The organism is Antarctobacter jejuensis, from assembly GCF_052266595.1.
Classification (GTDB): domain Bacteria; phylum Pseudomonadota; class Alphaproteobacteria; order Rhodobacterales; family Rhodobacteraceae; genus Antarctobacter; species Antarctobacter jejuensis.
The window spans coordinates 79,546-101,455 of sequence record NZ_JBQQXJ010000008.1 but is presented as its reverse complement, the minus strand read 5'-3'; the positions used below and the strand labels follow the sequence as shown (position 1 = coordinate 101,455).

The following is a 21,910-nucleotide window of genomic DNA, read 5'->3' as shown; positions in this document are numbered from 1 at the left end:
TTACAGGCGCGAATTAACCCTTTGGTGACGAATGCGCCCCAAAAGCGCCCCCTCCGGTCAGGCCTTTTCCCCCGCCAGATCGCGCAATTGCTGCCAGAGCGCATCGGGCACGTCCGCGCTGTCGGAGGGAACCCGCCCCGCGCCCGGGATCCGCGCGCCGTCGTCCTGTGTGACCACCTGAGCCAACTGAGCCAGCCGGTCGAAAAACGCGCCCTGCCCCGGGTCGATGATCAGGAAATACTGGCCAAGGTCATGCGGCTGCCCCTCTGGCGCCTTGAGCGGTTTGACCTCCTTGCTGAGCACCCCTCCGCCAAGGCAGGCGGCGAGGATCTCGGCCATCAGGCCAAAGCCCCAGCCCTTGTAGCCCCCGGCAGAGGTCAGCGAGCCCGCCAGCGCGGCCTCCGGGTCCGTGGTGGGGCGGCCCTCGGCATCGACGGCCCAGCCTTCGGGGATGGCCTCACCGGCAGCCTTGGCCATGGTGATCCGGCCCAGCGCCACGGTGGTCGTGCTTTGATCGAAGAGCATGGCCACCCCGCCCTGCCCGTCCGGCACGGCAAAGGAGATCGGGTTGGTGCCGATCACGCGGGTCTTGCCCCCCGGTGCGGCGACGATGGGCGAGGCATTGGTCAGCCCCAGCCCCAGCGCCCCGCCGAGCGCGATCTGTTCGCAGAAATAGCCCAGCGCGGTGCAGGTGTGGGCGTGATGCAGCGCAAGGCTGACCACGCCGGTTTCGCGCGCCGCCGCCAGCGCCTGCGGCAAACCGGCGGCAAAGGCGGGCTGGGCAAAGCCATGCGCCGCGTCCACACGGATCTCAGAAGCGCGCGGCTCCTCCACCACCGGCACGGCCTGTCCATCCACGCGGCCCGTCTGCAACTGCTGGCAATAGCTTTCGAGGTAGTAGAGACCGCAGATCCGGTTGCCGCGTGCCTCTGCCCAGGCAATGGCGCGGGCCATTTCCGCCGCGATCGGGGCGCTGGCGCCATGGGCGACAAGCGCCTGTTCGGACAAGAGGGCGATCTGGGCGACGGGGATCTGAGGCATGACGGCTCCGGTCAAAGGGGAGCGGCAAGGCTAGAACGCCCAAGGACATAAGGAAAGATGCCCGCCCGGTTGCGGGCGGCAACGTCATGGCGATTGTCTGCCCGGATCAGGCGCGGTCAAAAGGGCCGTCGTGGCGGCGGCGCGCCTCATCCAGCCGGGTGATCAGGTGATTGAGCAGGGCCGCGATGATCAGGACCGGGCCAAGACCCCAGTAGGACCAGAGGGCCACAAAGACCCAGAGCAGGTTGACGAAGATCAGGACCATATTGGCGGTCATGTAATCCTCGACCGGTTTCGGTTGATGGCTGGACATTTTTCGACCTCCTGTCACAAGCAACACCTGTGACAGAATAGCGCAGCAGGCGCGGTTGTCAGGTCAGGATGACCGGAAGCCCTGAAATTTTCGTAAACTTGTTCGTGACTGCCCGCGCGACAGGCGGTCAGCAGGCAGTCAATCGCCGTCGCGGGCGCGTTTCAGGGCCACCGGCAGCGCCTCTGCCAGCACCTTCAAGTCCTCTGGCCGACCGGCGCTGATGCGGATGCAGCGGTCCTGCGGGGCGACAAAGGGCATGCGGACAAAGACGCCTTCGGCAATCAGTTCGGCCAGCACCCGGCGCGCGAAATCGCCATCGCGCCCGCAATCCACGGCGACGAAATTCGTGGCCGAGGGCAAGGGCGTCAGGCCGTTGGCCTGTACGATGCGCCCGATTTCATCGCGCGATTCCTCGACCAGCCGCACCACCTCGTCCAGCCATTCGCGATCCCCAAGCGCGGCCAGCGCCCCGGCAAGGCCAAGCCGCGTCATGCCGAAATGGTTGCGGATCTTGTCGAAGGCACGGATCGTCGCCGCCGCGCCGCAGACATAACCCACGCGCATCCCGGCCAGCCCGAACCCCTTGGAGAAGGTGCGATAGCGCAGGACGCGGGCATCTTCGGGGTCGATATTCGGCGCGGTGCCTTCGGGGGCGAATTCGATATAGGCCTCGTCCAGCACCATGACGCAGCCCTCCGGCAGCCGGTCCAGCGCCGCCTCAATGGCGGCACCGCTGTGCCATGTGCCCATCGGATTGTCCGGGTTGGCAAGGTAGAGCAGCTTGGCGTCCACCTCTGCGGCCTTGTCGATCAGGCCCGCGAGGTTTTCGTGGTCGCCCGCGTAGGGCACCTTGTGCAGCACGCCGCCAAAGCCGGTGACATGGTAGTTGAAGGTCGGATAGGCGCCGTCCGATGTCACCACCGCGTCGCCCTGTTCCACCATCAGCCGCGCCGTATAGCCCAGCAGGCCGTCGATGCCTTCGGCGATCAGGATGTTGTCCGGGGTACATGCCATTTCCTCGGCCAGCGCGGCCTTGAGGTCGATATGGCTGGGGTCGGCGTATTTCCACGCCTCGACCGCCTCATCCTGCATCGCGGCGATGGCGAAGGGCGACGGGCCAAAGACGCTTTCGTTCGCGCCAAGGCGGGCGCGGAATTTTGCGCCGCGCTCGCGCTCCTGCAGTTCGGGGCCGACGAAGGGCACGGTTGCGGGCAAGGAGGCGATGAGGGCGGGATAGCGGGGTCCGGTCATGGGCGGCAGTTATGGTCAGGCCGCGCGCCGCGTCAACGGATGAATTGTGCGCCGCGTCAGCGCAGGAACCTGCGGCATGCGTTGACGCATGAATTTACGACGGGCGTCACCGCATGAATTTGCGACGGGCGTCGCGGGCGATTTCATAACGCATCTGCAGATCGGCCAGACGCGCCATCAGGCGTTTCTTCTCGGCCGGATCACTGGCGGCCTGCCAGTCGGCGCGGGCCTGATCCAGTTGCGCCTTGAGGCGGATTTCCTCGGGCAGCGCGCCCGCCTCTGCCATGATGCGAAAGCCCGCCGCGTCGCCCGCGTCGACCAGCGCGTCCCCGGGGCGGTTCGGCAGGGGTTTGCCCTCTCCTTCGAGGTTCTTGAGCTTGCCTTCGGCCTCGGCCTTGCGGATCTGGGCCTCTGTCAGGCGGCTGAGGTTGGGCATGGGGGGCTCCGGCGTTGGGACACCTGCAAAGATAGGCATGCCTGCGCCCGGTCACAACAGGCGGAGCGTCGCGCGCGGGCGCAGGCGACAACTTGACCCGGACCGGGCAAAAGGCCAGTTTCCGCGCAAGAGCAGGACAGAAAGAGCCATGACGCGCCAACCGCCCCCCTTTGCCCCCTTCGAGTGGATGATTGCCTGGCGCTACCTGCGCGCAAAACGCGCCGAGGGCGGCGTTTCGGTGATGACGTGGATTTCGCTGATCGGCATCACGCTGGCGGTCTTTGCGCTGATCGCGACGCTGGCGGTGCGGTCCGGGTTCCGCGCCGAATTCGTGGATACGATCGTGGGGGCCAATGCCCATGTCACGGTCTACCACGTGCAGCGGCTGGACGAGAACGGCGTGACGACTCGGACCCTGCCCGACTACGCGGCCATGGCCGAGCAGGTGCGCGCGGTCGAGGGCGTGACGCGGGTGGCCCCGCTGGTCAAGGGGCAGGTCATGGCCACGGCGCAGGGGCGCAACGCGGGCGTCGAGGTCTTTGGCATCGCGCAGGCTGATCTGATCGAGATCCCCCGCATCGCCGACATGGAAACCGGCGTCGGCAATATCGTCGATTTCGACCAGGGCATCGCCATCGGATCGGGCGTGGCGCAGATGCTGGGCGTGGGTCTGGGCGATGAGGTCAAGCTGATCTCCCCCGACGGGGTCAAGACGGCCTTCGGCGTGTCGCCCCGGGTCAAGGCCTATCCCGTCACCTATATCTTCACCGCCGGGCGCTATGACATCGACCGCACCCGGATCTACATGCCCTTCGAGGAGGCGCAGCTCTATTTCAACCGCGACGGCGTGGCGGATGAGCTGGAAATCACCGTCGAGGACCCCGAACATGTCGACAGCTATACCGGCGCCATCGGTCAGGCGGCGGGCGCGGGCACCATCATCTGGACATGGCAGGACGCCAGCAGCGGGTTCCTGCGCGCTCTGGATGTCGAGGATAACGTGATGTTCGTGATCCTCTCGGTGCTGGTGCTGATCGCCACGATGAACATCGTTTCCGGGCTGATCATGCTGGTCAAGAACAAGGGCCGCGACATCGGCATCCTGCGCACCATGGGCCTGACCGAAGGCTCCGTCATGCGGGTGTTCTTCATCTGCGGGTCCTTCACCGGCATCCTCGGCACGATCGCGGGCGTGATCCTGGGCTGCCTCTTCGCGATCTACATCGACCCGATCTTTGCCACGGTGAATTACCTGTCGGGCGGCGGCGTCTGGGATCCCTCGATCCGCGGCATTTATGCCCTGCCCGCAGAACTGCACCTCAGGGACGTGCTCTCCGCCGTCGGCCTGTCGCTGGGGCTCAGTTTCATCGTCACGATCTTTCCGGCCCGGCGCGCTGCGCGGATGAACCCGGTGGAGGCGCTGCGCTATGAGTGAAACGGTGCTGCGGCTGACGGGGATCGAAAAGACCTACAAAAAGGGCCTGCCGGGCGAGGTTCAGGTGCTGCGCGGCATCGACCTGACCCTGGCCCGCGGTGAGGTGGTGGCGCTGGTCGCGCCCTCCGGCGCGGGCAAATCGACGCTCCTGCACATCGCGGGGCTGCTGGACACGCCGGATGCGGGCACGGTGGACATCGGCGGCGAGGCGATGCAGGGCCAGAGCGACCGGCGCCGCACCGCCGTGCGCCGCGCGGACGTGGGCTTTGTCTACCAGTTCCACCACCTGCTGCCCGAATTCACCGCGCTGGAAAACATCGTGCTGCCGCAACTGGCCAATAGCACGGCGCGCGCCGCTGCCGACACCCGGGCGCGCGCCCTGCTGGAAAGCGTGGGCATCGCCGACCGTGCCGATCACCGGCCCGCTGCCCTGTCGGGGGGCGAACAGCAGCGCGTCGCCTTTTGCCGGGCGATGGCCAATGCGCCGCGCCTGCTGCTGGCGGATGAACCGACCGGGAACCTCGATCCCTCGACCTCGGACCGGGTGTTCGGCGCGCTGATGACGCTGGTGCGCGAAACCGGGCTGTCGGCGCTGATCGCCACGCATAACCTTGAGCTTGCCGCGCGGATGGATCGCCAGCTGCGGCTGGACGGCGGGCTGCTGCAAGAGGCGTGACCCGCCGCCCCCCGCAAAGGGCCTGTTCTCCGGAGCCGTCCTGTCGCTGAGGCCGAAGGGAACCGGAGCCTCTGGCGCTGCAAGGGGGCGCAGCCCCGAGCGCAGCTCGGCTTGCCCTTGCAGGGGCAGAGGGTCTGGTTCAGGCCTCAATCAGCGACAGGACGGTTGCGGGGAACCGGCCCGGGGGTTGTTCTTTGGTGGGTTCAGGAAGCGAAAGACCGTCCCGCATAAACCCCGGCAAACGCGCGCCCGCAGGGCGCGCGCGGATCGCCTCGCCAAAGGCGAGGCGAAACCCGAAACCCCTAGTCCGCCAGCGCGTGGACCGCCGCGTCCAGCGCGCCGCCGCAATGCGGGATCTGCAAGGCCGTCAACCCGGCCTCGACCACGCCGATCAGGCCCAGCATACCATGCGCGTTCAGATGCCCCATGTGGCCAAAGCGGAAATAGCCCGATCCGGTCGGGTCCTCGGTATCGCCGACGCGCAGCCCGATCCCCAGAGAAACCCCCGCCTCATCCCGGCACCAGTCCCGCAGCCGGTCGCCCAAGGGCGCGCCCAGTTGCGCCGCCGTCACGGCGTGCGACCGATGTTTCGCTTCCGGCACGTTCAGCCGGAACGGCCCCTCGGCGGACCAGCAGTCTGCCGCCGCCCAGAGCGCCTGCGCAAGGCGCGCATGCCGGGTCCAGATCGCCTCCATCCCCTCGTCCATCATCATGGTCAGCGCCTCGCGCAGCCCGTAGAGGTGATGGGTGGGCGCGGTGCCGCCGAAATACTGGTAGAACATCTCCGGCTCCGCACGCGGCGCCCAGTCCCAATAGATCGACACGCGCGGCATCTGGTGGCGGACCTCCATCGCGCGGGCGTTGAAGAACACAAACCCCATGCCCGGTGGCACCATCAGCCCCTTTTGCGAGCCGGTGACCATCACATCGACGCCCCAGTTGTCCATCTCGAACCGGTCACATCCCAAAGAGGCGATGCAGTCGGCCATCAGAAGCGCCGGATGCCCGACCTCGTCCAGCACCGCGCGCAGGGCTGCAATGTCGGACCGGACCGAAGACGAGGTGTCCACATGCACCGCCAATACCGCCTTGATCCGCTGTTGCTTGTCGGCCAGCAGGGCCGCGCGCACCCGTTCGGGGTCAATCGGTGACTGGCGGCCATGTTCGAGGATCTCGACCTCCGCCCCGATGGCACGCGCCATATCGGCCCAGCCGTGGCCAAAGGCGCCCGTGGTGGGCACCAGCACGGTTTCCCCGGCAAAGACGGTGTTGGACAGGGCCGCCTCCCAGACGCCGTGACCGTTTGAGATATACATGGCCACATGGCCCTGTGCTGTCCCGGCGACGCTGCGCAAGTCGGGAATCAGGCCCGCCACCATCTGGTGCAGGTCCGCGGCATAGATGTCTGGCGCGGGCCGGTGCATGGCCTGCAGCACCCTGTCGGGCATCATGGAGGGCCCGGGAAGGGCCATGTAGGGGCGACCAGAAGCTAGCGGCATGACACCTCCCTTGGGCAAACGCGGCGACCTTTATCGTGCGACGCTCCGCCGTCAATACCGGCCCTTGCTGGACAGCCCGTGAATTGACGCGTAAACCGCCCGCCGGAACGCAGGGGACGCGCGCGCATGCTGGCTAGACTCTGGAGCAAACTGGACGCGGCGGAACGACGCCTGCGCCACTCCTTCGGCAAGGACATCTCGACGCCCTCGGCGCGGCGCTGGTCAAAGCTGCATTACAACCTGTTCGACCATGCCTTTCTGCGGGTGCTCTGGACCAATTTCTATCAGATCGCGCCTGGGGTCTACCGGTCGAACCAGCCGACGCACCGGCGGTTCGAACGCTATGCGAAGATGGGGATCAAGACGGTCGTCAACCTGCGCGGGCCGGACAAGTATTCCCATTACCTGTTCGAGCAGGAAAGCGTCGAACAGCTGGGCATGACGCTGGTCGATGCCAAGCTCTGGGCGCGCGAGGCGGCCCCGCGGTCGCGCATCCTCAACGTGATCGAGGCGTTGCGCGCGGCGGAAAAGCCGATGATGTTTCATTGCAAGTCCGGCGCGGACCGGGCCGGGTTCGTGGCGGCGATGTATCTCCTGGTGTTCGAGGATGCGCCCATCGAGGAGGCCAAGAAGCAGCTTGGCATCCGCTACATGCATCTCGATTTCACCAAGACCGGCGTGCAGGATTATGTGCTGCGCCTGTACGAGGCGCGGCTGACGCTGGGCGAGATCGGGTTCGAGGACTGGATCCGTCACGAGTACCGCGCCAAGATCATCCAGGCCGGATGGGATGCGCGCAAACCGGAACTGGACGTCGCGCGGGAGCTGATGCTTGGCAGACAGTAACACAAGCCTGCGGCGCATGTTCCTGTGGCTCTGGCGGCGCTATCTGAAGCGTTACGGCGGCCTGATGGCGCTGGCCATGCTGTTCATGGCCATCGAGGGCAGCATGTTCGGCCTGCTCAGCTACATGATGAAGCCGATGTTCGACACCGTCTTCATCGGCGGCAATTCGGATGCGCTGATCTGGGTCGGGCTGGCGGTGATGGGGATCTTCACCTTTCGCGCCATTGCCAGCGTCTTGCAAAAGGTGCTGCTGGCGCGGGTGTCGCAGATGTCGATGGCCGATATCCGGCAGGACCTGCTGGAACACCTGATGTCGCTGGACCCGTCCTTTCACCTTGAACACGGGCCGGGCTATATCATCCAGCGGATCGAGGGCGACGTGGGTGCCATAGCCAAGGTCTGGAGCACGCTGATCACCGGCGCGGGGCGCGATGTGGTGGCGTTGATCTCACTGTTCGGGGTGGCGCTGTTCATCGACTGGAAATGGACGCTGGTGGCGCTGGTGGGCGCGCCGCTTCTGGTGGGGCCGTCGATCTTTCTGCAGCGCTTCGTGCGCGGCAATGCGCGAGTGGTGCGCGATCTGGCGGCGCGGACCTCGGTGCGGCTGAACGAGGCGTTTCTGGGCATCACACCGGTCAAGCTGAACCTGCTGGAACGCTGGATGGCCAAGAAGTACCGCGGGCTGACGCGGCAACGCATCCGGGCCGAGACGCGGTCGGTGGCCGGTCAGGCCTCTTTGCCCGGCCTGATCGACATCATGTCGGGCATCGGCTTTGTCGGGGTGCTGTATTTCGGCGGCGGAGAGATCATCGCGGGCGAAAAGACCGTGGGCGATTTCATGGCCTTCTTCACCGCCATCGGCCTTGCGTTCGAGCCGCTGCGGCGGCTGGGCGCGGTGTCGGGCGTCTGGCAGGTGGCGGCGGCCAGCATCGAGCGGATCATGGAGATCCTGGCCATGCAGCCCACGCTGAAAGACCCCGCAGACCCGCTGCCGCGGCCTGAGGGTGTGCCCGGCATCCGGCTGAACGGCGTGCGGCTGACCTATGGCGAGACGGATGTGCTGCTCGGCCTGACCTTTGATGCGGCCCCCGGCCAGACCACCGCGCTTGTCGGGGCCTCGGGCGCGGGCAAGTCGACGGTGTTCAACCTGCTGACCCGGCTGGTGGACGCGCAGGAGGGGCAGGTCGAGATCGGCGAGGCCCCGGTTACGCAGCTGCGGCTGCGCGATCTGCGTGACATGATTTCCATCGTCAGTCAGGACGCGCTGCTGTTCGACGAGACGCTGCGCGACAATATCGTGCTGGACCGCGAGGTGTCCGAAGAGGCGCTGCAGGCGGCGCTGAAGGCGGCGCATGTCTCGGACTTCCTGCCCCGTCTGGAGGATGGGCTGGAGACCAAGGTCGGCCCGCGCGGGTCGCGCCTGTCGGGTGGTCAGCGGCAACGGGTGGCGATTGCGCGCGCCCTGCTGCGCGATACGCCTGTCCTGCTGCTGGACGAGGCCACAAGCGCGCTGGACGCGCAGTCCGAGGCCGTGGTGCAGGCCGCGCTGGAACGGCTGTCACAGGGGCGCACGACGCTGGTGATCGCGCACCGGCTGTCGACCGTGCGCAATGCCGACAAGATCGTTGTCATGGACGCGGGCCGCGTGGTCGAGGAAGGCACCCATGACGATCTGATCACCAAGGGCGGCGCCTATGCGGACCTCTACAAGATGCAGTTCGACAAGGCCGAAGAAACCTGACACCGGCAGGCGCGTCGTGGAACGCTCTGCGCCGTTACCGGGTTTGCCGGCGTCAAGCCCGTGCCGAAGCGATGACGGTGGCAGGCAGGCATTGCAGCCGCCCCGGACGCCGGACAAGCGCCGCGTCATTCGATGTCGGCCGATCGGCAAAGCCCCCTGCGGCCTTCAGCGTGGCGCGGTCGATCAGCAGGCCCTGTTCGGCGCGGGGCAGACCAAAGACCCGCGCCCGCAGGTTCGCCCAGCCCGCCACACATGCGGGCATCACGCCCGTCGCATCAAGGGCCAGCCGGAAATGATAGGCACCGGGCCGTGTGAGGACCGGCGTGACAGTGCTGCTCCACCCTTCGGCCAGTCGCGTGTGCGCGGGCAGGATCAGCAGCCAGTCGCCCTCTGCCGCGTCGCAGCCGTGCCGCACCTGCCCCGCACGCGAAGGCGGCCCGGTGACGACGTGCGCTCCAGCCGCCTCGGCCAGTTTCAGCGTGGCGTCGTCAGAGCCGCCGTCGCTGATCACCAGTTCGCGGATCAACCCGGCCTGCAACCCTTCGCCAAGGCTGTGCAGACATGCGGGCAGATGCTGCGCCGCATTCAGGGTAGGAATGATGATCGAGATCGGTGCGCGCATCGCCCTGTTCGTTTTTGGCTTAGGGGCCTATATGCGGTTGATGGGGAAAAGGAAAACGATATGGCCGAAGAAAAGCGCAAGGTCCTGCGGGTGCGCGGCACAGGCGCCGCCGACTTCCTGCAGGGGCTGGTTACCAATGACGTCAAGGGGTTGAAGGACGGGCTGGTCTATGCCGCCCTTCTGACCCCGCAGGGCAAATACATGGCGGATTTCTTTCTGGCGCCCGATGGCGAAGACGTCCTGATCGACGCGGATGCGGATCAGGCGGCATCGCTGCTGCAACGGCTGAGCATGTACAAGCTGCGCGCGCCCATCGAGATCACCGAGACGGATATTCAGGTCACGCGGGGCCTGGGTGAAATGCCCGAAGGCGCCTTTGCCGACCCCCGGCATCCCTCGCTGGGCTGGCGCGGCTATGCGGGGCAGCCCGGCACCGACGCGGATTGGGACGCCCTGCGCGTGGCGGCCTGCGTGCCCAGCGCGGGTGTGGAACTGACGCCCGACACCTTTATCCTGGAGGCAGGGTTCGAACGGCTGCACGGGGTGGATTTCCGCAAGGGCTGTTACGTGGGTCAGGAAGTGACCGCGCGGATGAAGCACAAGACGGAACTGCGCAAGGGTCTGGCACAGGTGCAGGTCGATGGCGCGGCCCCGGCGGGGACCGAGATCATGGCCGGGGAAAAACCGGCCGGGACGTTGTTCACCCAGTCCGGCGGACAGGGCATCGCCTACCTGCGGTTCGACCGCGCCAAGGGAGAGATGACCGCAGGAGAGGCGCGCGTCACCCTGCCGACATGAGTTGGCAGGCGCGGGTTGCGCAGGCGCTGGGGGCAGAGGTTGCCTCTGCCGTCCCGGTGCAGGGCGGCGACCTGAGCGAGGTGTACCGCGCCGATCTGGCCGATGGGCGGCGGGTGGCGGTCAAGATCGGGCCGCTGGTCGGGGTGGAGGCAGGAATGCTGCGCGCCCTTGCCGAGGCGGGTGCCGCCGCGCCGCACATGCTGTGGTGTCAGGACGATCTGATGTGCCTGCATTGGCTGGACGAGACCCGCGCCACGCCTGATGGCTGGCGCGCCTTGGGGGAGACCCTGCGGTGCCTGCATGGATCGACGGGACCGGGATATGGCTGGCCGCAGGACTACGCCTTTGGCACGGTTCGGATCGATAACAGGCCGGGCGACGACTGGCCCGCGTTCTGGGCGCAGCGGCGGCTCTTGCCCTTTGTGGGGTCGGTGCCGCAGCGGATCGGGCGCAGGCTGAGCGTTCTGGCGGCGCGTTTGCCAGAGCTTTTGCCGCCGGCCCCTGCCCCGGCCCTGCTGCATGGCGACCTGTGGACCGGCAACGCGCTGTTTTCCGGCCCGCAGGCCTATCTGATCGACCCGGCCTGCTACCACGGCCACGCGGAGGTGGACCTTGCCATGCTGACGCTCTTTGGCCGCCCGGACGACGCGTTCTGGACCGGCTACGGAGCGCCTGCCCCGGATTGGCAGGCGCGCCGCCCGATTTATCAGCTTTGGCCCGCGCTGGTGCACCTGTCGCTGTTCGGCACCGGCTATGTCGCGATGGTCGAGGGGCTGCTGGATCAGGCCGGGGTCTGAAGCGGCTTTTCGAAGACCTGCACCGACAGGCGCGCGCCCGCCTCCTGCATCAGCGCGGCGCTGGCCCCGTTGAAGGCATGCACGCGGGTGATCCAGCTGTCACATCCGGCCTCTGCGATCTCCCGCTCGAACCGCGCGATCAGGCGCTGGCCCAGACCCCGCCTGCGCCAGATCGGTTCGACATAGATATGGTCCAGCAGCGCGATGCGCCCGGGCCGTTCCAGCGGCGTTTCGGGGCGTTCGATCAATTGCCACATCAGGTAGCCGCGTGGCACGCCTTCGGTCCTGTAGAGCAGAACGCGGGCGCCCTCTTCCATCGCCTGCGCAAGGAAGGCGGTCAGGTCCGGCGATTGGCCGTCGGTATGGAACCGGGCGGGCAGCTGCGCGGCGTGCTGGGCGTTCAGCGCATAGAGCATGGATGCCAGCGCGGGAAGATCGTGGTCGGTGGCTGTGTCGATCATGAAAAAGGCCTCCTGGCGTTTGCGCCGGAGGCCTGTTCAGTCATGGTTTTCGTACCCCCGGCAATTTCGGGGGTATGTGCGCGCGGGCCCCGAGGTCAGGCGCGCTCGGAATATTCCATGGTTTCGGTGTTCACGACGATCATCTCGTCCTGCGCCACGAAGGGCGGAACGGTGATGCGCACGCCATTGTCCAGCACGGCGGGCTTGAAGCTGTTGGCGGCGGTCTGGCCTTTGACGACCGGCTCCGTCTCGACGATCTGGCAGGTGACTTTCTGCGGCAGCGTGGCGTTCAGCGCCTCGGCCTCGTAGAATTCGACGACGATGGTCATGCCGTCCTGCAGGAACGGGCGGCGATCGCCGAGGATGTCGGCGGGCAGTTCGACCTGTTCAAAGGTTTCGGTGTCCATGAAGGTCAGCATGCCGTCGGCCTCATAGAGGAACTGCATGTCCTTCTGTTCCAGACGCACACGCTCGACCTTGTCGGCGCTGCGGAAACGTTCGTTCAGCTTGGAGCCGTTGCGCAGGTTCTTCATCTCGACCTGGGCAAAGGCGCCGCCCTTTCCGGGCTTGACGTGATCGACCTTGACCGCGGCCCAAAGATGTCCGTCGTGCTCCAGAACGTTACCGGGGCGGATTTCGTTTCCGTTGATCTTGGGCATGTGGCGATACCATGGCGAAAGGTTGATGAATGATTGACCGCTCCTATATCTGGACCGTTAGCGGGTGGCAAGACAACCTATCCTGTGTTGCAGATGCAGAAAGTTATGCAAAAATTGCATGGGAGCTATGCAGCTATGGGGTATTCGAATCGAACTGAATAGGCCATAACCGCCGCCACGCCCAAAAACACAAGAGCAATAATCAAAGGTCGACTCATGAAGGATTTCGTTGACAGCACCGCGTTCAACGCAGAGCAAGGCAACCGCGCCCGCAAGCTTTTTGCGGCGGTCGTTCTGGCTGCCCTGGACGATGCCATTGCTGACGACAAGAAGTACGGTAACGGCCCCGAGCAGATCGCCCGCTGGGCGCGTTCGCGCGATGGCCGTGAGGTGCTGAGCTGTGCCGGGATCGATCCGAACGAGCGGGTTGTGTCCGGTCTTATGGAGTTTGTCGGTAAGGGTGTGCGTACCTCTGTCGCCCTCTCCCGCGAAGAAAGCGAGCGTCGTCACGCCGCGCAACAGGCCGAAGCGGCCTGATCAAAAAGATCAGTCTGACAAGAAAAAACCCGCTCAGCCGAGCGGGTTTTTTCTGTTGTTCCACCAGAAGTTCCGCCGGTCACGGCGGTCTTGCGGGTCAGTCGAATTCCTTGCTCATGAGAACACGGTGAATCTCCCGGCGCACCAGTTTGCGCACGTTGCGGGTGATCCGCTCTCCCAGCACGCCCTGCAACTCCTGCCGGACGATATTCGCCACCAAATCCTGCAGCGCCTCTTCGTCCATTTCGGCGGGCAGGCTCGCGGCCTCGCGTTCCGCCGGCGGTTCGGGCTCTGCGGCGGGTTCCTGTGCTGCGGGAAGATGGTCTTCCCAATCGATCGACGGGCTGGAGCCATGACGCAGGAAGGCCGCACCGGACAGTTCTGAATCGGGCAATTCTGTATCGGCCTGTTCCGGGCCCACCTCGACAGATGCGGGTTCCACGGGTGAAGGATCTTCACCCACCTCCGGATCCACCGCATTTTCTTCGGGCGTCAGGTCGGACGGATCAAAGGCGGCCTTGGCCACTTCGGCTTCAAATTCGCGCACTTCGTCCGGCGTTGCCGTCTCCAACACTTCCGGGTGCGCGGCTTCGAGAGGCTCGATGTTGTCTTCGAGGTAGATTTTTTCTTCGGCTTCGATGGTGTCGGTGAACTCAAGACTGTCCGAGACATCCAGAGGCTCCGCCGACGCCGAAACATCCTGATCCTCGGGGAATGGCTCTGCCGCCTCTGGCGTCATCTCGGCAAGGTCAGGCAACGCCTCCACGGGGGTCGCGGGCTCTGGCTGTGTATCCAGGATCGGGGCGGCGCTATCGGGTGCCTCTCGCTCCGCCTCGAAGGCCTCAAAGGTATCGCGGATGGGGGTGTCCTGCGGATCGGGTGTGGCTGGGGTCATCCCCAGCGCCTGCCGCTGCAACAGGCCCTCCAGCAACGCGATCTTGAGATCGAGCGTGTCTTCGCGCGCCTCGACTTCCGCCTTGCTGTCCGGCAGGGCGGGCTCACCATCCTCGGACCATCCCTGCACGTCTTCGGAATAGCTGTCCTCGGGCGCGGGGTCTTCGGGGTCTGTCACCAGAATGTCGGTCAGGGAGGCGCGCAGCGCGGCAAGCTGTTCCGCCTCAGACTTGTGTGCGTCCATCTCTTCGGGTGATGCGGCAGCCGGGGCGTCATCGACGGGCGTCATGTCCCCGGACAGCAGGATCGCATCGTCCCTGTCGGCCAGTGTGGCCCCTGCCCCGAAGGTCTCATTCGTCTGCGCATCTGCTTGCGCCACAGGCTCGGGTTCAGGCTCTGGCTCAGGTTCTGCTTCAACCGCAATCGTATCGGCGCGATCCTGAGGCTTGAGGAAGAGCGCAGCCTTGCGCATGGCTTCTTCGATGCCGCGCACCGGAACGGGTTGCCCCGCCTCCGACCTCAAAAATACGGGCTCTAGCAATTCAGGCTCTGGCAAATCGGGCTCTGGCAAATCCGGTTCGGCCAGTTCCAGCTCTGGCAGGTCCGGCAGGTCCCGCTCAGACAGTTCGGCTTCTGGCAGGTCCAACTCGGCCAATTCAGGCTCGGGCATTTCCGGCTCAGTCACGTCGGGCGCGACCGGCGCGGTCAGGACGACAGGCGCGTCCGTTAAGTCCGGTTCCGAAACCGCGATTTCAGGATCATCGGAGCCATCACCGATCGCAGCATCATCAGCCGGATCCTCTGCGACATCGCCCTCATCGTCCTGCCGCTCGGCCACGCGAAGCGCCGGTGACAACACCAAGCGTTCAGGCGCCGCAACCTCGGGCGCTCTGCGCGGTCTCGCTTCCTCGGACACAAGCCGACGGATCGAAGACAGCACGTCTTCTATTTCCACATTCGTCACGGGATCAGACATTGCTCTTGCCATTCTTGCCTCGGGGAAAGTCTACCCGCAAAGCAAGGCCCGGCACAACAGACGTAGAAAAAACTACTCTTTTCCCAGAGCACGCAGAACACGGTCCAGTTCCGCACCCTGCTTGGAGCGCTGCAATGGAGCCGTTTTGACAAGATTGTAGTAAGATGCGGGATCGAACTGCGGCACGTCAAGGTGCAGCGATTCTGCGGTCAGCAGGCCCAGCGCGGACAGCACCTGATAGGAGGCAATCGATTCATCCACCTGCGCGCCCACAAGGCTGGCGCGTGCATCCAGCAGTTCCTGTTCCGCATCCAGCACGTCCAGCGTTGTCCGCGCGCCCAGCTTGGCCTCTTCGCGCACCCCCTGGAAGGCGACGGTGGCGGCACGCACCTGTTCCTCGAACGAGGCACGGTTGGCGCGCGCAACCGTCAGGTTGCCGTAGGCGGTGCCGACATTTTGTTCCACTTCGGCATAAATCCGGTGCAAACCGCCGCGTGCGGCGTCACGGTCCGCGATGGCCTGACGCACCAGCGAATCCAGTTTGCCGCCGGCATAGATCGGCCCGCCTGCGCCCAGACGGATCGTGCCTCCGCGGTTGAAGGCCTCACTGTTGAATGTCTCGGTCAGGCCATAGCTGCCCTGCAGGGACACCGTCGGTTTCTTGGCCCCTTCGGCGATCAGGATCGAGATTTCGCGCACTGTCACCGTATGCTGTTGCGCGATCAGGTCGGGGTGCTGACGCAGGGCCAGTTTCTTGGCCTCGGCAACGCTCGACGGGAATTTCGGCATGGAGCGCGGATTGACGAGGTTGCGGGGCTTCTTGCCCACGGCGGCGAGGTATTCCTCTCCGGCGAGGATCAGATCCCCCTGCGCCGCGGCCAGAGCGGCGCGGGCGGCAGCAAGCCGGGCCTCGGCCAGTGCCACGTCGGTCCGCGTGACTTCGCCAACCTCGAACCGGTCGCGGGCGGCGCGCAGTTCCTGGCTGATGACGCGCACGTTGTTTTCCCGCAGGGACACGGTTTGCGCGAAACGGCGAATGTTCATGAAGGCAGAGACGGCGCGCAGCAGGACCTGCTGTTCGACGGCCACGAGGCTGGCGCGGGTCGCAAGTACCGACTCCTTGGCCAGATCGATGCCCATCCGGTTGCGGCCCCCGGCATAGAGCACGATCGATGCAGTCAGTTCGATGTTGGCTGTGTCGTTGGACGTGCCGGACTTGACGAAGGAGGTGACCCCGGTCCGGCTGTTGGTGCTATAACTGCCGCTGTAGCCGAAGGTCCGCTGGGCGTTGGCGCTCCACTCGACAACCGGGCGCAGCTCGGCCAGAGCCTGTGCGACCCCTTCATCGGCGGCGCGCAGCGTGGCCCGGTTCTGTTCGATCAGACCGCTGTTGAGATAGGCCGAAGCCAGCGCCTCACCCAGGGTTTCCGCCGAGACCGGCGCCATCATGGACATTGCAATCACGGCGCCTGACGCGCCGCGCACCCAGATTTTTCGAAATTTGCCCAGCACCTGTTTCCCACCTGCTCTCAAGCGCCGCGACCTGCCGTGGTCAGAGCGCGAATTCTGCTGTTTTTTCAAAGCCCTCAATAACCGGCGCGGTGCCGTTGAAGGAATATCGCCAGCTCATTTTGCCGTCCAGCTTATGCCCGATCCGCACGGTTCCAAGCGCATTTTCCATGAAGATGACCGCCATGCGGCCGCCTTCCTTCAACTGATCAATGAGCGTATCCGGCAAGACCTCGACCCCGCCTTCGACGATGATCGCGTCATAGGGGCCGTGTTCGGGCGCGCCTGCCGCCAGGGGACCGTTGTGCAGAATGACGTTGTCGGCGTGATGTTCGGCCATCAGATTTTCGGCCTCGCCTGCGCGGGCCTCATCGTCCTCGACCGCGACAACCGCCTCGGCGATGCGGGCGATGACCGCCGAGGAGTAGCCGTAGCCCGCCCCGATATCGAGCACCAGATCCCTGTTCGACAGGTTCAGCGCATCGAGCAGCTTGGCAAAGACGCGCGGATCCAGCAGCACCCTGCCCTCGCCGAGGTCCACATGCTCGCTGGCATAGGCGGCCTCGACCCGGTCGCGCGGCACAAAGGCCTCTCGCGGGACGGTCAGCATGGCGTCAATGATCGGGAATTCGGTGACGTCCGAAGGGCGAACCTGCGTATCGACCATCATCCGGCGGCGGGTGGCGAAGTCTGTCATGTACTAAACTCTTTCGTTCAGAACCTTGCGTTGTGTTGTGCCACAGTTGGATGCGGGCAGCAATGTCTGACGGTATCAAACTTGCCGCCTGTGACCGCAAGCCCATGGATTGCCCGCCAAAGGCTGTTCAGTCGCAAGATTGATGTTTGCACTTGCGTTCGAAACCGCAAATGATAAGACACCGCAACCACTGCGACGGCGAGTTGGCGGAGTGGTGACGCAGCGGATTGCAAATCCGTGTACACCGGTTCGATTCCGGTACTCGCCTCCACATCTTTTCAATGGCTTAGACGGAAACCACGGCGCGACGCTTTCACCGTCTAAACATTTGTCTAAACATTCTGTTTTTGTTCCGTTCTCATTCGCTGAGCTTTGATGGCCCTGACCTTCTGTCGAACCTTCTTGGTATAGTGCAACACCATCGCCGGACTTTGGCCCGTTACCGAGGCCACCAGATCATCGCCACAGCCAGCTTCCACCAGCTCGCAGGCAGCATTGTAGCGCCAGCTATGAATGTCGTAGTCGAGCGCTCCGATCTCTTCCCTGACAGATCGCACGGCCGCTGACGCGCCACGGTAGGACCAACGATTGGTCCCCTGCTCATTTGTCAGGATGAAGACGGAATGCCGACTGGCGGTGCTCAGCGCGGCCTCAAGTTCTGGCAGGATCGGCACCCAAAGCTCTTTCTTGGTTTTGCTCTGCCGAACGTAGAACGCGCCATCCTGAATGTCGGACCACCGCATATTGAGGACGTCACCAATCCTCTGGCCAGTTCCAACACAAAGTTCCATCACGAGCCGCTGTCTTGTCCCGAGTGGACATGCGGCCCGGTAGGCTTCCAGAAGTTGACCCGGCCACGGCTCCCGCTCGCGCTTTTCCGTCTTGAGTTCCGGAACACCACGGGCCGGGTTGTTGTCCCGCCAGCCCAGATCGACGCAATGCTCCATCAGCACCCGCAGGACCCTGAGCGAGTAGTTTGCGAAATACGCCTTTTCGGCGTTTGCATCGCGCATGCGGATCACATCCTTGCGCTGCATCTTTGCCGGGTTTCGATCCCCCATGATGGACGCAAAGAAATCGAGATGCTTATCGTAGTCCAATCCGGTACGCGGCTTGAGGTTCCGATACCTGGGCGACGCTCTGTAGCTCTTGATCAAGGCCACGAAGGTGCGGGAGGCTATGACCTTGGGCTGATCCTTGGTCGCAAGAATGTCCGCGTATTCTTTCCAGAACGCGGGCGTCCCGAAGTCGTTTTCAAACTTCCGGGACGGCCACCCTCTACGCTGGAAATACAGACCGTTTCTTTGTCTATAAACGTGTTTTGGCAGCTCACGTTTTGCCATGACGCATATCTAACCCCTCAAATTCGTCACCCTCTTTAGGCCTCATCAAAACAAGTTCGATTTTTCGGCCTTCAATTGTGACACGACCCACGGACTTCCCGGCACGTTCAAATGCATTGAGAAGGTCCAGCGCTTTTTGCTCGATCTTTGTTCCTGCCATCTGTCGCGCCTGTTCGGCCCTCTTTCTCTTCTAACTTTTTGCGCATCCAAACTGGCTGAATGTACGCGGAGCGCCCATGCAAACGAGCGATGAGAAGAGTCTAGTCAGGGGCCGAGTCGCGAGCAACGAGGGCGAAATATTTTGTCGGCAACATCCGAAAAAAGTCTCAGTAAGTGCATACAGAGCACCGTGACGGCCACGCAACATTTAAGCAAAATATCCCGGCCTGAAGCGACGACGCCAAAAGACTTCTTGACCCGTTTTTTCACTGCCGATGGTGGTGCAGAAGTCTCAGTAAGTGCATACAGGATCAAGCAGGGGTATGTGGGAGCGAACGCGCGCGAGGAATATCCTCACGCGCAATGAAGGCGGTAATTGCCCCGTCTGCTGGTCACAGGGTAGGCAAAGCGGGAAACGGAAGCAGGTCCGGCCTTGCAAGCCCAGCGCACTGCTCCCAACGCTCCGCCGCAATCGCCCACCTCACTACGCTATTTGAGGGCTTCGTGACGTGGACGATTGCTCGATACTCAGACGCACGTCCGGAAACAGGGAGGGGGCACGCAACAACAGCATCTAAAAAATCACCACTTCATCGTCAGCGCGAAGCATCGCTGAGAGCGCCGTACAGCGCGTTCAAAACTTTTTGCTTAGCACGCCCTGCGAACCGACCCTCTCGCGCGATCTAAACGCCTTTACGCGCCTCTGAGGCGTGGCCGCAATTGTTGACATCCTATCACCTGCACCGACGCTCAGAGTCCGCGGAAGTTGACGTTCGCTGCAAACTGCACCGACGTCCGCTATGCGCAGGGAGCGGGCTTTGCAAAGTGTGGGCTGATCCCGACAGCGACGATGCGTGAAGAGTGCAGCGAAGAATCGGAACGAGCACGTTTAGACCTAGGTTCTGCAATGAACGCGCGTACGGTTGCACATAGACGACCTTCCGCGTTGACCCCTCGCGAAAGGTGCTGCAAACCAGCCCTGCCTTGACGAGAGTTGCGCCTATGTCCACCGATGAAGAAACAAGTGTCGATCGCCTTATAGCTGAGTACGACGCAATTCGCTTAGCTATCCCCAAGCTCAAACTGCCGGAAGTTAGCGCCGAGAATCGCGAATATTTGGTGGCTTGCAATAAGGGTAAGGGCAGTCTTGGCGCTTTTGCGCATCGAATAGAATTATTTCCGGTCTATGGATATGTATTTTTGGGATCATGGAATAGCGCGCGAGACATGGGCCTCACCTCAAATCACAATTGTCGAAACACAACATGGTTTAAGTGTCAACTGCAGGGTAATTACGAGAATCTTGATTTATCTGGGGTAAGATTTATTGAGTGTGAGTTGGTCAATATCAGTCTCTCAGGTTCCAACCTAACGAATGTGGCATTTGAAAATTGCACCTTCATTCGCGCAGAGCTGTCTGATGCTATTTATGAGAATGTTAAAGTTACAAGGCCTGTTTTTAAGCATTACGATCCAATAGGGGATGATCTCGATCGGGTTAATTTCGGTTGGAATTCTTGGTTCTTTGACTGGGCCAAACTCCGAATTCTAAGCAAAATACCCATGTTCAGCATTTCATGGTCAACCCTATTGGGCAGCCTTGCCGTCATGAACATTATTGGCTGGGGAAGTGCGAACCGAAACAAACTTTCGACAGTAGTAGAGCCTTTGAACATGCCGACGACGTTAGTCGAACTCTTTATTGCAGCCCTATTCTTGGCGATCGCATCAACGCTATATTCTTTCTACTGCCCGCCCCAAATCAAGGAGATCAGCGAAACTGAGTGGGCGGACAAACAGGACAAACCAAGACTCAAATATTATTCCAATAGATTTCCATATCGGTGGAGTGAGCGGGCTGCCATTGTGGCGATCTATACATTTGGTACGTTTGGTCTCATTCTGACGACCAAACTTGTAACCGAACGTATTGGTTCTGCGTATTGTTATACAATGAATTGGGAAACTCCTGAGCAGTGTGAAGGGCCTCAACCGCTACAGTGATCTTGGCCCACAGTGGGAGCATCCCTCTAGTTTTCGTCATGACAAGAACAGACACCGACGCAGCCGAAGCAAAGGCCAAATAAGTCCACTTCAACGCAGCGCGGGCGTCCGCTTTTGCCTCCCTCGTCGTTCCGCACCATGTCGGCTCTGGGCTGGGACCGGCCATCCGCCGCGTAGGACGCGAACGGCCACTATACGCGTTGCGAGACCCGCTTCGTCAATGCGCTTGCCGTGTACCACGGCATTTGGGGTATCGCGGACAACCATAGAAAGTTTGCCCAGTCTTTCGATTGGTTCTCTCGATCATCTTAGACCCACATCGAGGGCATTTCGTAAGATCAGCTTCCTTTTGAGTAGCTTTTTCTCGGACGTGCCGGACATGCGCACGCCGGGTTTCTTTGTTGGCGTCCAAAGCGCTGGTGCGCAATTTGCGGGCATGTTCGCGCACTTCACTTTCAGTGAATCGAACGGTTTTCCGCGAAACAATGTAGCGGAATAGGTCTTGCCTGCTCCAAAACACATTAGGTGGTATTTCGGTCTTGGGTTCCGCTGAGCCAACGAATGTAACGAGATTTTCCAGTTGATCCAGCTTTATGCCAATCAGGTCTTGGACGACTTTTACATGATGGTAGTTCTGACGAAGGGGATTCTGAAACTGAGATTTGTGGCCACGCATGACCTGTGTCCAACGCGCTTGGTTCTTACCACCAAAAATCCAGCCTGACATATTCTTGGTTTCGATCACGAAGACTCCAAAACGAGACAAGACGATGTGGTCGATTTGTGTCGTGCCGTGGCTGGTTGGCAAGGTGAGATCTTCGAGAACGATGTAGTCTTGTTCATTTAGATTTTTGCGGAGCGTAGCATTGACACGCCGTTCGCCCGCCGCGCCAATCACTGTCGGGGACTTCAGGTGAAAATATAGAAACGCTACGCCGACCGCTAGCAAAACAAAAAGTATTTCCAAAAAAATTTCTCCGTACAATAGTCACCCTACCCTCAACATAAAACGCATTGAAACGTTAAGCAAACTCCAGAGCACAATGACAGTTGCAGTATGCCTTGAAAAACCGCTCCTGGGCGGCAGCATTGCAGAGGCTGCCTGTGCGACCAAGGTCGGTTCTGGGCCGTCCGTTACCGAAAAGCGGTATTTTATTCCTATAACCAGACACGAAGTCTGTGATCTTAAATAGTTAGGGAGAGTCTGAAAAACCTC

Annotated in this window: 22 protein-coding genes and 1 tRNA gene; 9 read left to right on the top strand and 14 right to left on the bottom strand. The window is 62.7% G+C overall.

The window, feature by feature from the left end; all coding sequences use genetic code 11:
* Positions 1–57: 57 nt before the first annotated feature.
* The 4 genes from ACTXGA_RS13205 to ACTXGA_RS13190 form a co-directional block, all read right to left on the bottom strand.
* Positions 58–1,041, bottom strand: a complete 984-nt coding sequence (locus ACTXGA_RS13205; protein ID WP_443394343.1) for an Ldh family oxidoreductase — start codon at positions 1,039–1,041, stop codon at positions 58–60.
* A gap of 106 nt (positions 1,042–1,147) precedes the next feature.
* The gene (locus ACTXGA_RS13200) at positions 1,148–1,354 is read right to left on the bottom strand and encodes a histidinol phosphate aminotransferase (RefSeq protein WP_443394341.1); all 207 of its coding nucleotides are present in this window, start codon (positions 1,352–1,354) and stop codon (positions 1,148–1,150) included.
* A 138-nt stretch (positions 1,355–1,492) separates the two neighbouring features.
* Positions 1,493–2,605: a pyridoxal phosphate-dependent aminotransferase gene (locus ACTXGA_RS13195; protein ID WP_443394339.1), complete on the bottom strand. Its 1,113-nt coding sequence runs from the start codon at positions 2,603–2,605 to the stop codon at positions 1,493–1,495.
* A gap of 106 nt (positions 2,606–2,711) precedes the next feature.
* Positions 2,712–3,041, bottom strand: coding sequence for a DnaJ family domain-containing protein (locus ACTXGA_RS13190; protein WP_443394337.1), 330 nt, complete (start codon positions 3,039–3,041; stop codon positions 2,712–2,714).
* 148 nt (positions 3,042–3,189) lie between these two features.
* On the opposite strand from ACTXGA_RS13190, the gene ACTXGA_RS13185 reads away from it, so the two are divergent.
* Positions 3,190–4,476, top strand: coding sequence for a lipoprotein-releasing ABC transporter permease subunit (locus ACTXGA_RS13185; protein WP_443394335.1), 1,287 nt, complete (start codon positions 3,190–3,192; stop codon positions 4,474–4,476).
* Entirely contained in the window at positions 4,469–5,152 is a 684-nt protein-coding gene (locus ACTXGA_RS13180) for an ABC transporter ATP-binding protein (RefSeq protein WP_443394334.1), read from the top strand. Before ACTXGA_RS13185 ends, ACTXGA_RS13180 begins: the two co-directional genes overlap by 8 nt.
* 302 nt (positions 5,153–5,454) lie before the next feature.
* Here the strand turns inward: ACTXGA_RS13180 and ACTXGA_RS13175 are convergent, their stop codons facing one another.
* Positions 5,455–6,651 carry a pyridoxal-phosphate-dependent aminotransferase family protein gene (locus ACTXGA_RS13175; RefSeq protein ID WP_443394332.1) on the bottom strand — a complete coding sequence of 399 codons (1,197 nt, stop codon included), beginning with the start codon at positions 6,649–6,651 and terminating at the stop codon, positions 5,455–5,457.
* A gap of 126 nt (positions 6,652–6,777) precedes the next feature.
* Here ACTXGA_RS13175 and ACTXGA_RS13170 point away from each other — a divergent pair, with 126 nt between their 5' ends.
* Both ACTXGA_RS13170 and ACTXGA_RS13165 read left to right on the top strand, forming a co-directional pair.
* On the top strand, positions 6,778–7,497 hold the full coding sequence (locus ACTXGA_RS13170; protein ID WP_443394330.1) for a phosphatase domain-containing protein: 720 nt from the start codon (positions 6,778–6,780) through the stop codon (positions 7,495–7,497).
* Positions 7,498–7,513: 16 nt separating this feature from the next.
* Positions 7,514–9,238, top strand: coding sequence for an ABC transporter ATP-binding protein (locus ACTXGA_RS13165; RefSeq protein WP_443394618.1), 1,725 nt, complete (start codon positions 7,514–7,516; stop codon positions 9,236–9,238).
* A gap of 52 nt (positions 9,239–9,290) precedes the next feature.
* Here ACTXGA_RS13165 and ACTXGA_RS13160 read toward each other — a convergent pair whose 3' ends face one another.
* Entirely contained in the window at positions 9,291–9,860 is a 570-nt protein-coding gene (locus ACTXGA_RS13160) for a glycosyltransferase (protein ID WP_443394329.1), read from the bottom strand.
* 60 nt (positions 9,861–9,920) lie between these two features.
* Between ACTXGA_RS13160 and ygfZ the strand changes: the two genes are divergently transcribed.
* Together ygfZ and ACTXGA_RS13150 are read left to right on the top strand one after the other, a co-directional pair.
* On the top strand, positions 9,921–10,658 hold the full coding sequence (ygfZ, locus tag ACTXGA_RS13155; RefSeq protein WP_443394327.1) for a CAF17-like 4Fe-4S cluster assembly/insertion protein YgfZ: 738 nt from the start codon (positions 9,921–9,923) through the stop codon (positions 10,656–10,658).
* Positions 10,655–11,455 (top strand): fructosamine kinase family protein, encoded by an 801-nt coding sequence (locus tag ACTXGA_RS13150; RefSeq protein WP_443394325.1) that lies wholly within the window; start codon positions 10,655–10,657, stop codon positions 11,453–11,455. The genes ygfZ and ACTXGA_RS13150 overlap by 4 nt, the downstream gene beginning before the upstream one ends.
* Here the strand turns inward: ACTXGA_RS13150 and ACTXGA_RS13145 are convergent.
* Together ACTXGA_RS13145 and efp are read right to left on the bottom strand one after the other, a co-directional pair.
* On the bottom strand, positions 11,440–11,916 hold the full coding sequence (locus ACTXGA_RS13145; RefSeq protein ID WP_443394323.1) for a GNAT family N-acetyltransferase: 477 nt from the start codon (positions 11,914–11,916) through the stop codon (positions 11,440–11,442). The genes ACTXGA_RS13150 and ACTXGA_RS13145 overlap by 16 nt on opposite strands.
* Before the next feature lie 95 nt (positions 11,917–12,011).
* Positions 12,012–12,575 carry an elongation factor P gene (gene efp, locus ACTXGA_RS13140; protein ID WP_443394321.1) on the bottom strand — a complete coding sequence of 188 codons (564 nt, stop codon included), beginning with the start codon at positions 12,573–12,575 and terminating at the stop codon, positions 12,012–12,014.
* Positions 12,576–12,791: 216 nt separating this feature from the next.
* Between efp and ACTXGA_RS13135 the strand changes: the two genes are divergently transcribed.
* A complete protein-coding gene (locus tag ACTXGA_RS13135) occupies positions 12,792–13,112 on the top strand; it encodes a DUF6280 family protein (protein WP_043146277.1) in 321 nt (106 codons plus the stop codon).
* A gap of 97 nt (positions 13,113–13,209) precedes the next feature.
* Here the strand turns inward: ACTXGA_RS13135 and ACTXGA_RS13130 are convergent, their stop codons facing one another.
* The 3 genes from ACTXGA_RS13130 to ACTXGA_RS13120 all read right to left on the bottom strand — a co-directional run bounded on the left by ACTXGA_RS13130 (position 13,210) and on the right by ACTXGA_RS13120 (position 17,188).
* The gene (locus ACTXGA_RS13130) at positions 13,210–14,982 is read right to left on the bottom strand and encodes a hypothetical protein (RefSeq protein WP_443394320.1); all 1,773 of its coding nucleotides are present in this window, start codon (positions 14,980–14,982) and stop codon (positions 13,210–13,212) included.
* Positions 14,983–15,054: 72 nt separating this feature from the next.
* Positions 15,055–16,437, bottom strand: a complete 1,383-nt coding sequence (locus ACTXGA_RS13125) for a TolC family outer membrane protein (RefSeq protein ID WP_443394616.1) — start codon at positions 16,435–16,437, stop codon at positions 15,055–15,057.
* Between the two features lie 97 nt (positions 16,438–16,534).
* On the bottom strand, positions 16,535–17,188 hold the full coding sequence (locus tag ACTXGA_RS13120) for a protein-L-isoaspartate O-methyltransferase family protein (protein WP_443394318.1): 654 nt from the start codon (positions 17,186–17,188) through the stop codon (positions 16,535–16,537).
* A gap of 197 nt (positions 17,189–17,385) precedes the next feature.
* On the opposite strand from ACTXGA_RS13120, the gene ACTXGA_RS13115 reads away from it, so the two are divergent.
* Positions 17,386–17,459 (top strand) — tRNA-Cys (locus ACTXGA_RS13115).
* A gap of 61 nt (positions 17,460–17,520) precedes the next feature.
* On the opposite strand, the gene ACTXGA_RS13110 is transcribed toward ACTXGA_RS13115, so the two are convergent.
* Both ACTXGA_RS13110 and ACTXGA_RS13105 read right to left on the bottom strand, forming a co-directional pair.
* The gene (locus ACTXGA_RS13110) at positions 17,521–18,531 is read right to left on the bottom strand and encodes a tyrosine-type recombinase/integrase (protein ID WP_443394316.1); all 1,011 of its coding nucleotides are present in this window, start codon (positions 18,529–18,531) and stop codon (positions 17,521–17,523) included.
* Positions 18,518–18,691, bottom strand: a complete 174-nt coding sequence (locus ACTXGA_RS13105; RefSeq protein WP_443394314.1) for a hypothetical protein — start codon at positions 18,689–18,691, stop codon at positions 18,518–18,520. The genes ACTXGA_RS13110 and ACTXGA_RS13105 overlap by 14 nt, the downstream gene beginning before the upstream one ends.
* A gap of 1,001 nt (positions 18,692–19,692) precedes the next feature.
* Between ACTXGA_RS13105 and ACTXGA_RS13100 the strand changes: the two genes are divergently transcribed.
* Positions 19,693–20,694, top strand: coding sequence for a pentapeptide repeat-containing protein (locus ACTXGA_RS13100; RefSeq protein ID WP_443394312.1), 1,002 nt, complete (start codon positions 19,693–19,695; stop codon positions 20,692–20,694).
* Between the two features lie 217 nt (positions 20,695–20,911).
* Here the strand turns inward: ACTXGA_RS13100 and ACTXGA_RS13095 are convergent, their stop codons facing one another.
* Positions 20,912–21,661, bottom strand: coding sequence for a nuclease-related domain-containing protein (locus ACTXGA_RS13095; RefSeq protein ID WP_443394310.1), 750 nt, complete (start codon positions 21,659–21,661; stop codon positions 20,912–20,914).
* Positions 21,662–21,910 lie beyond the last annotated feature (249 nt).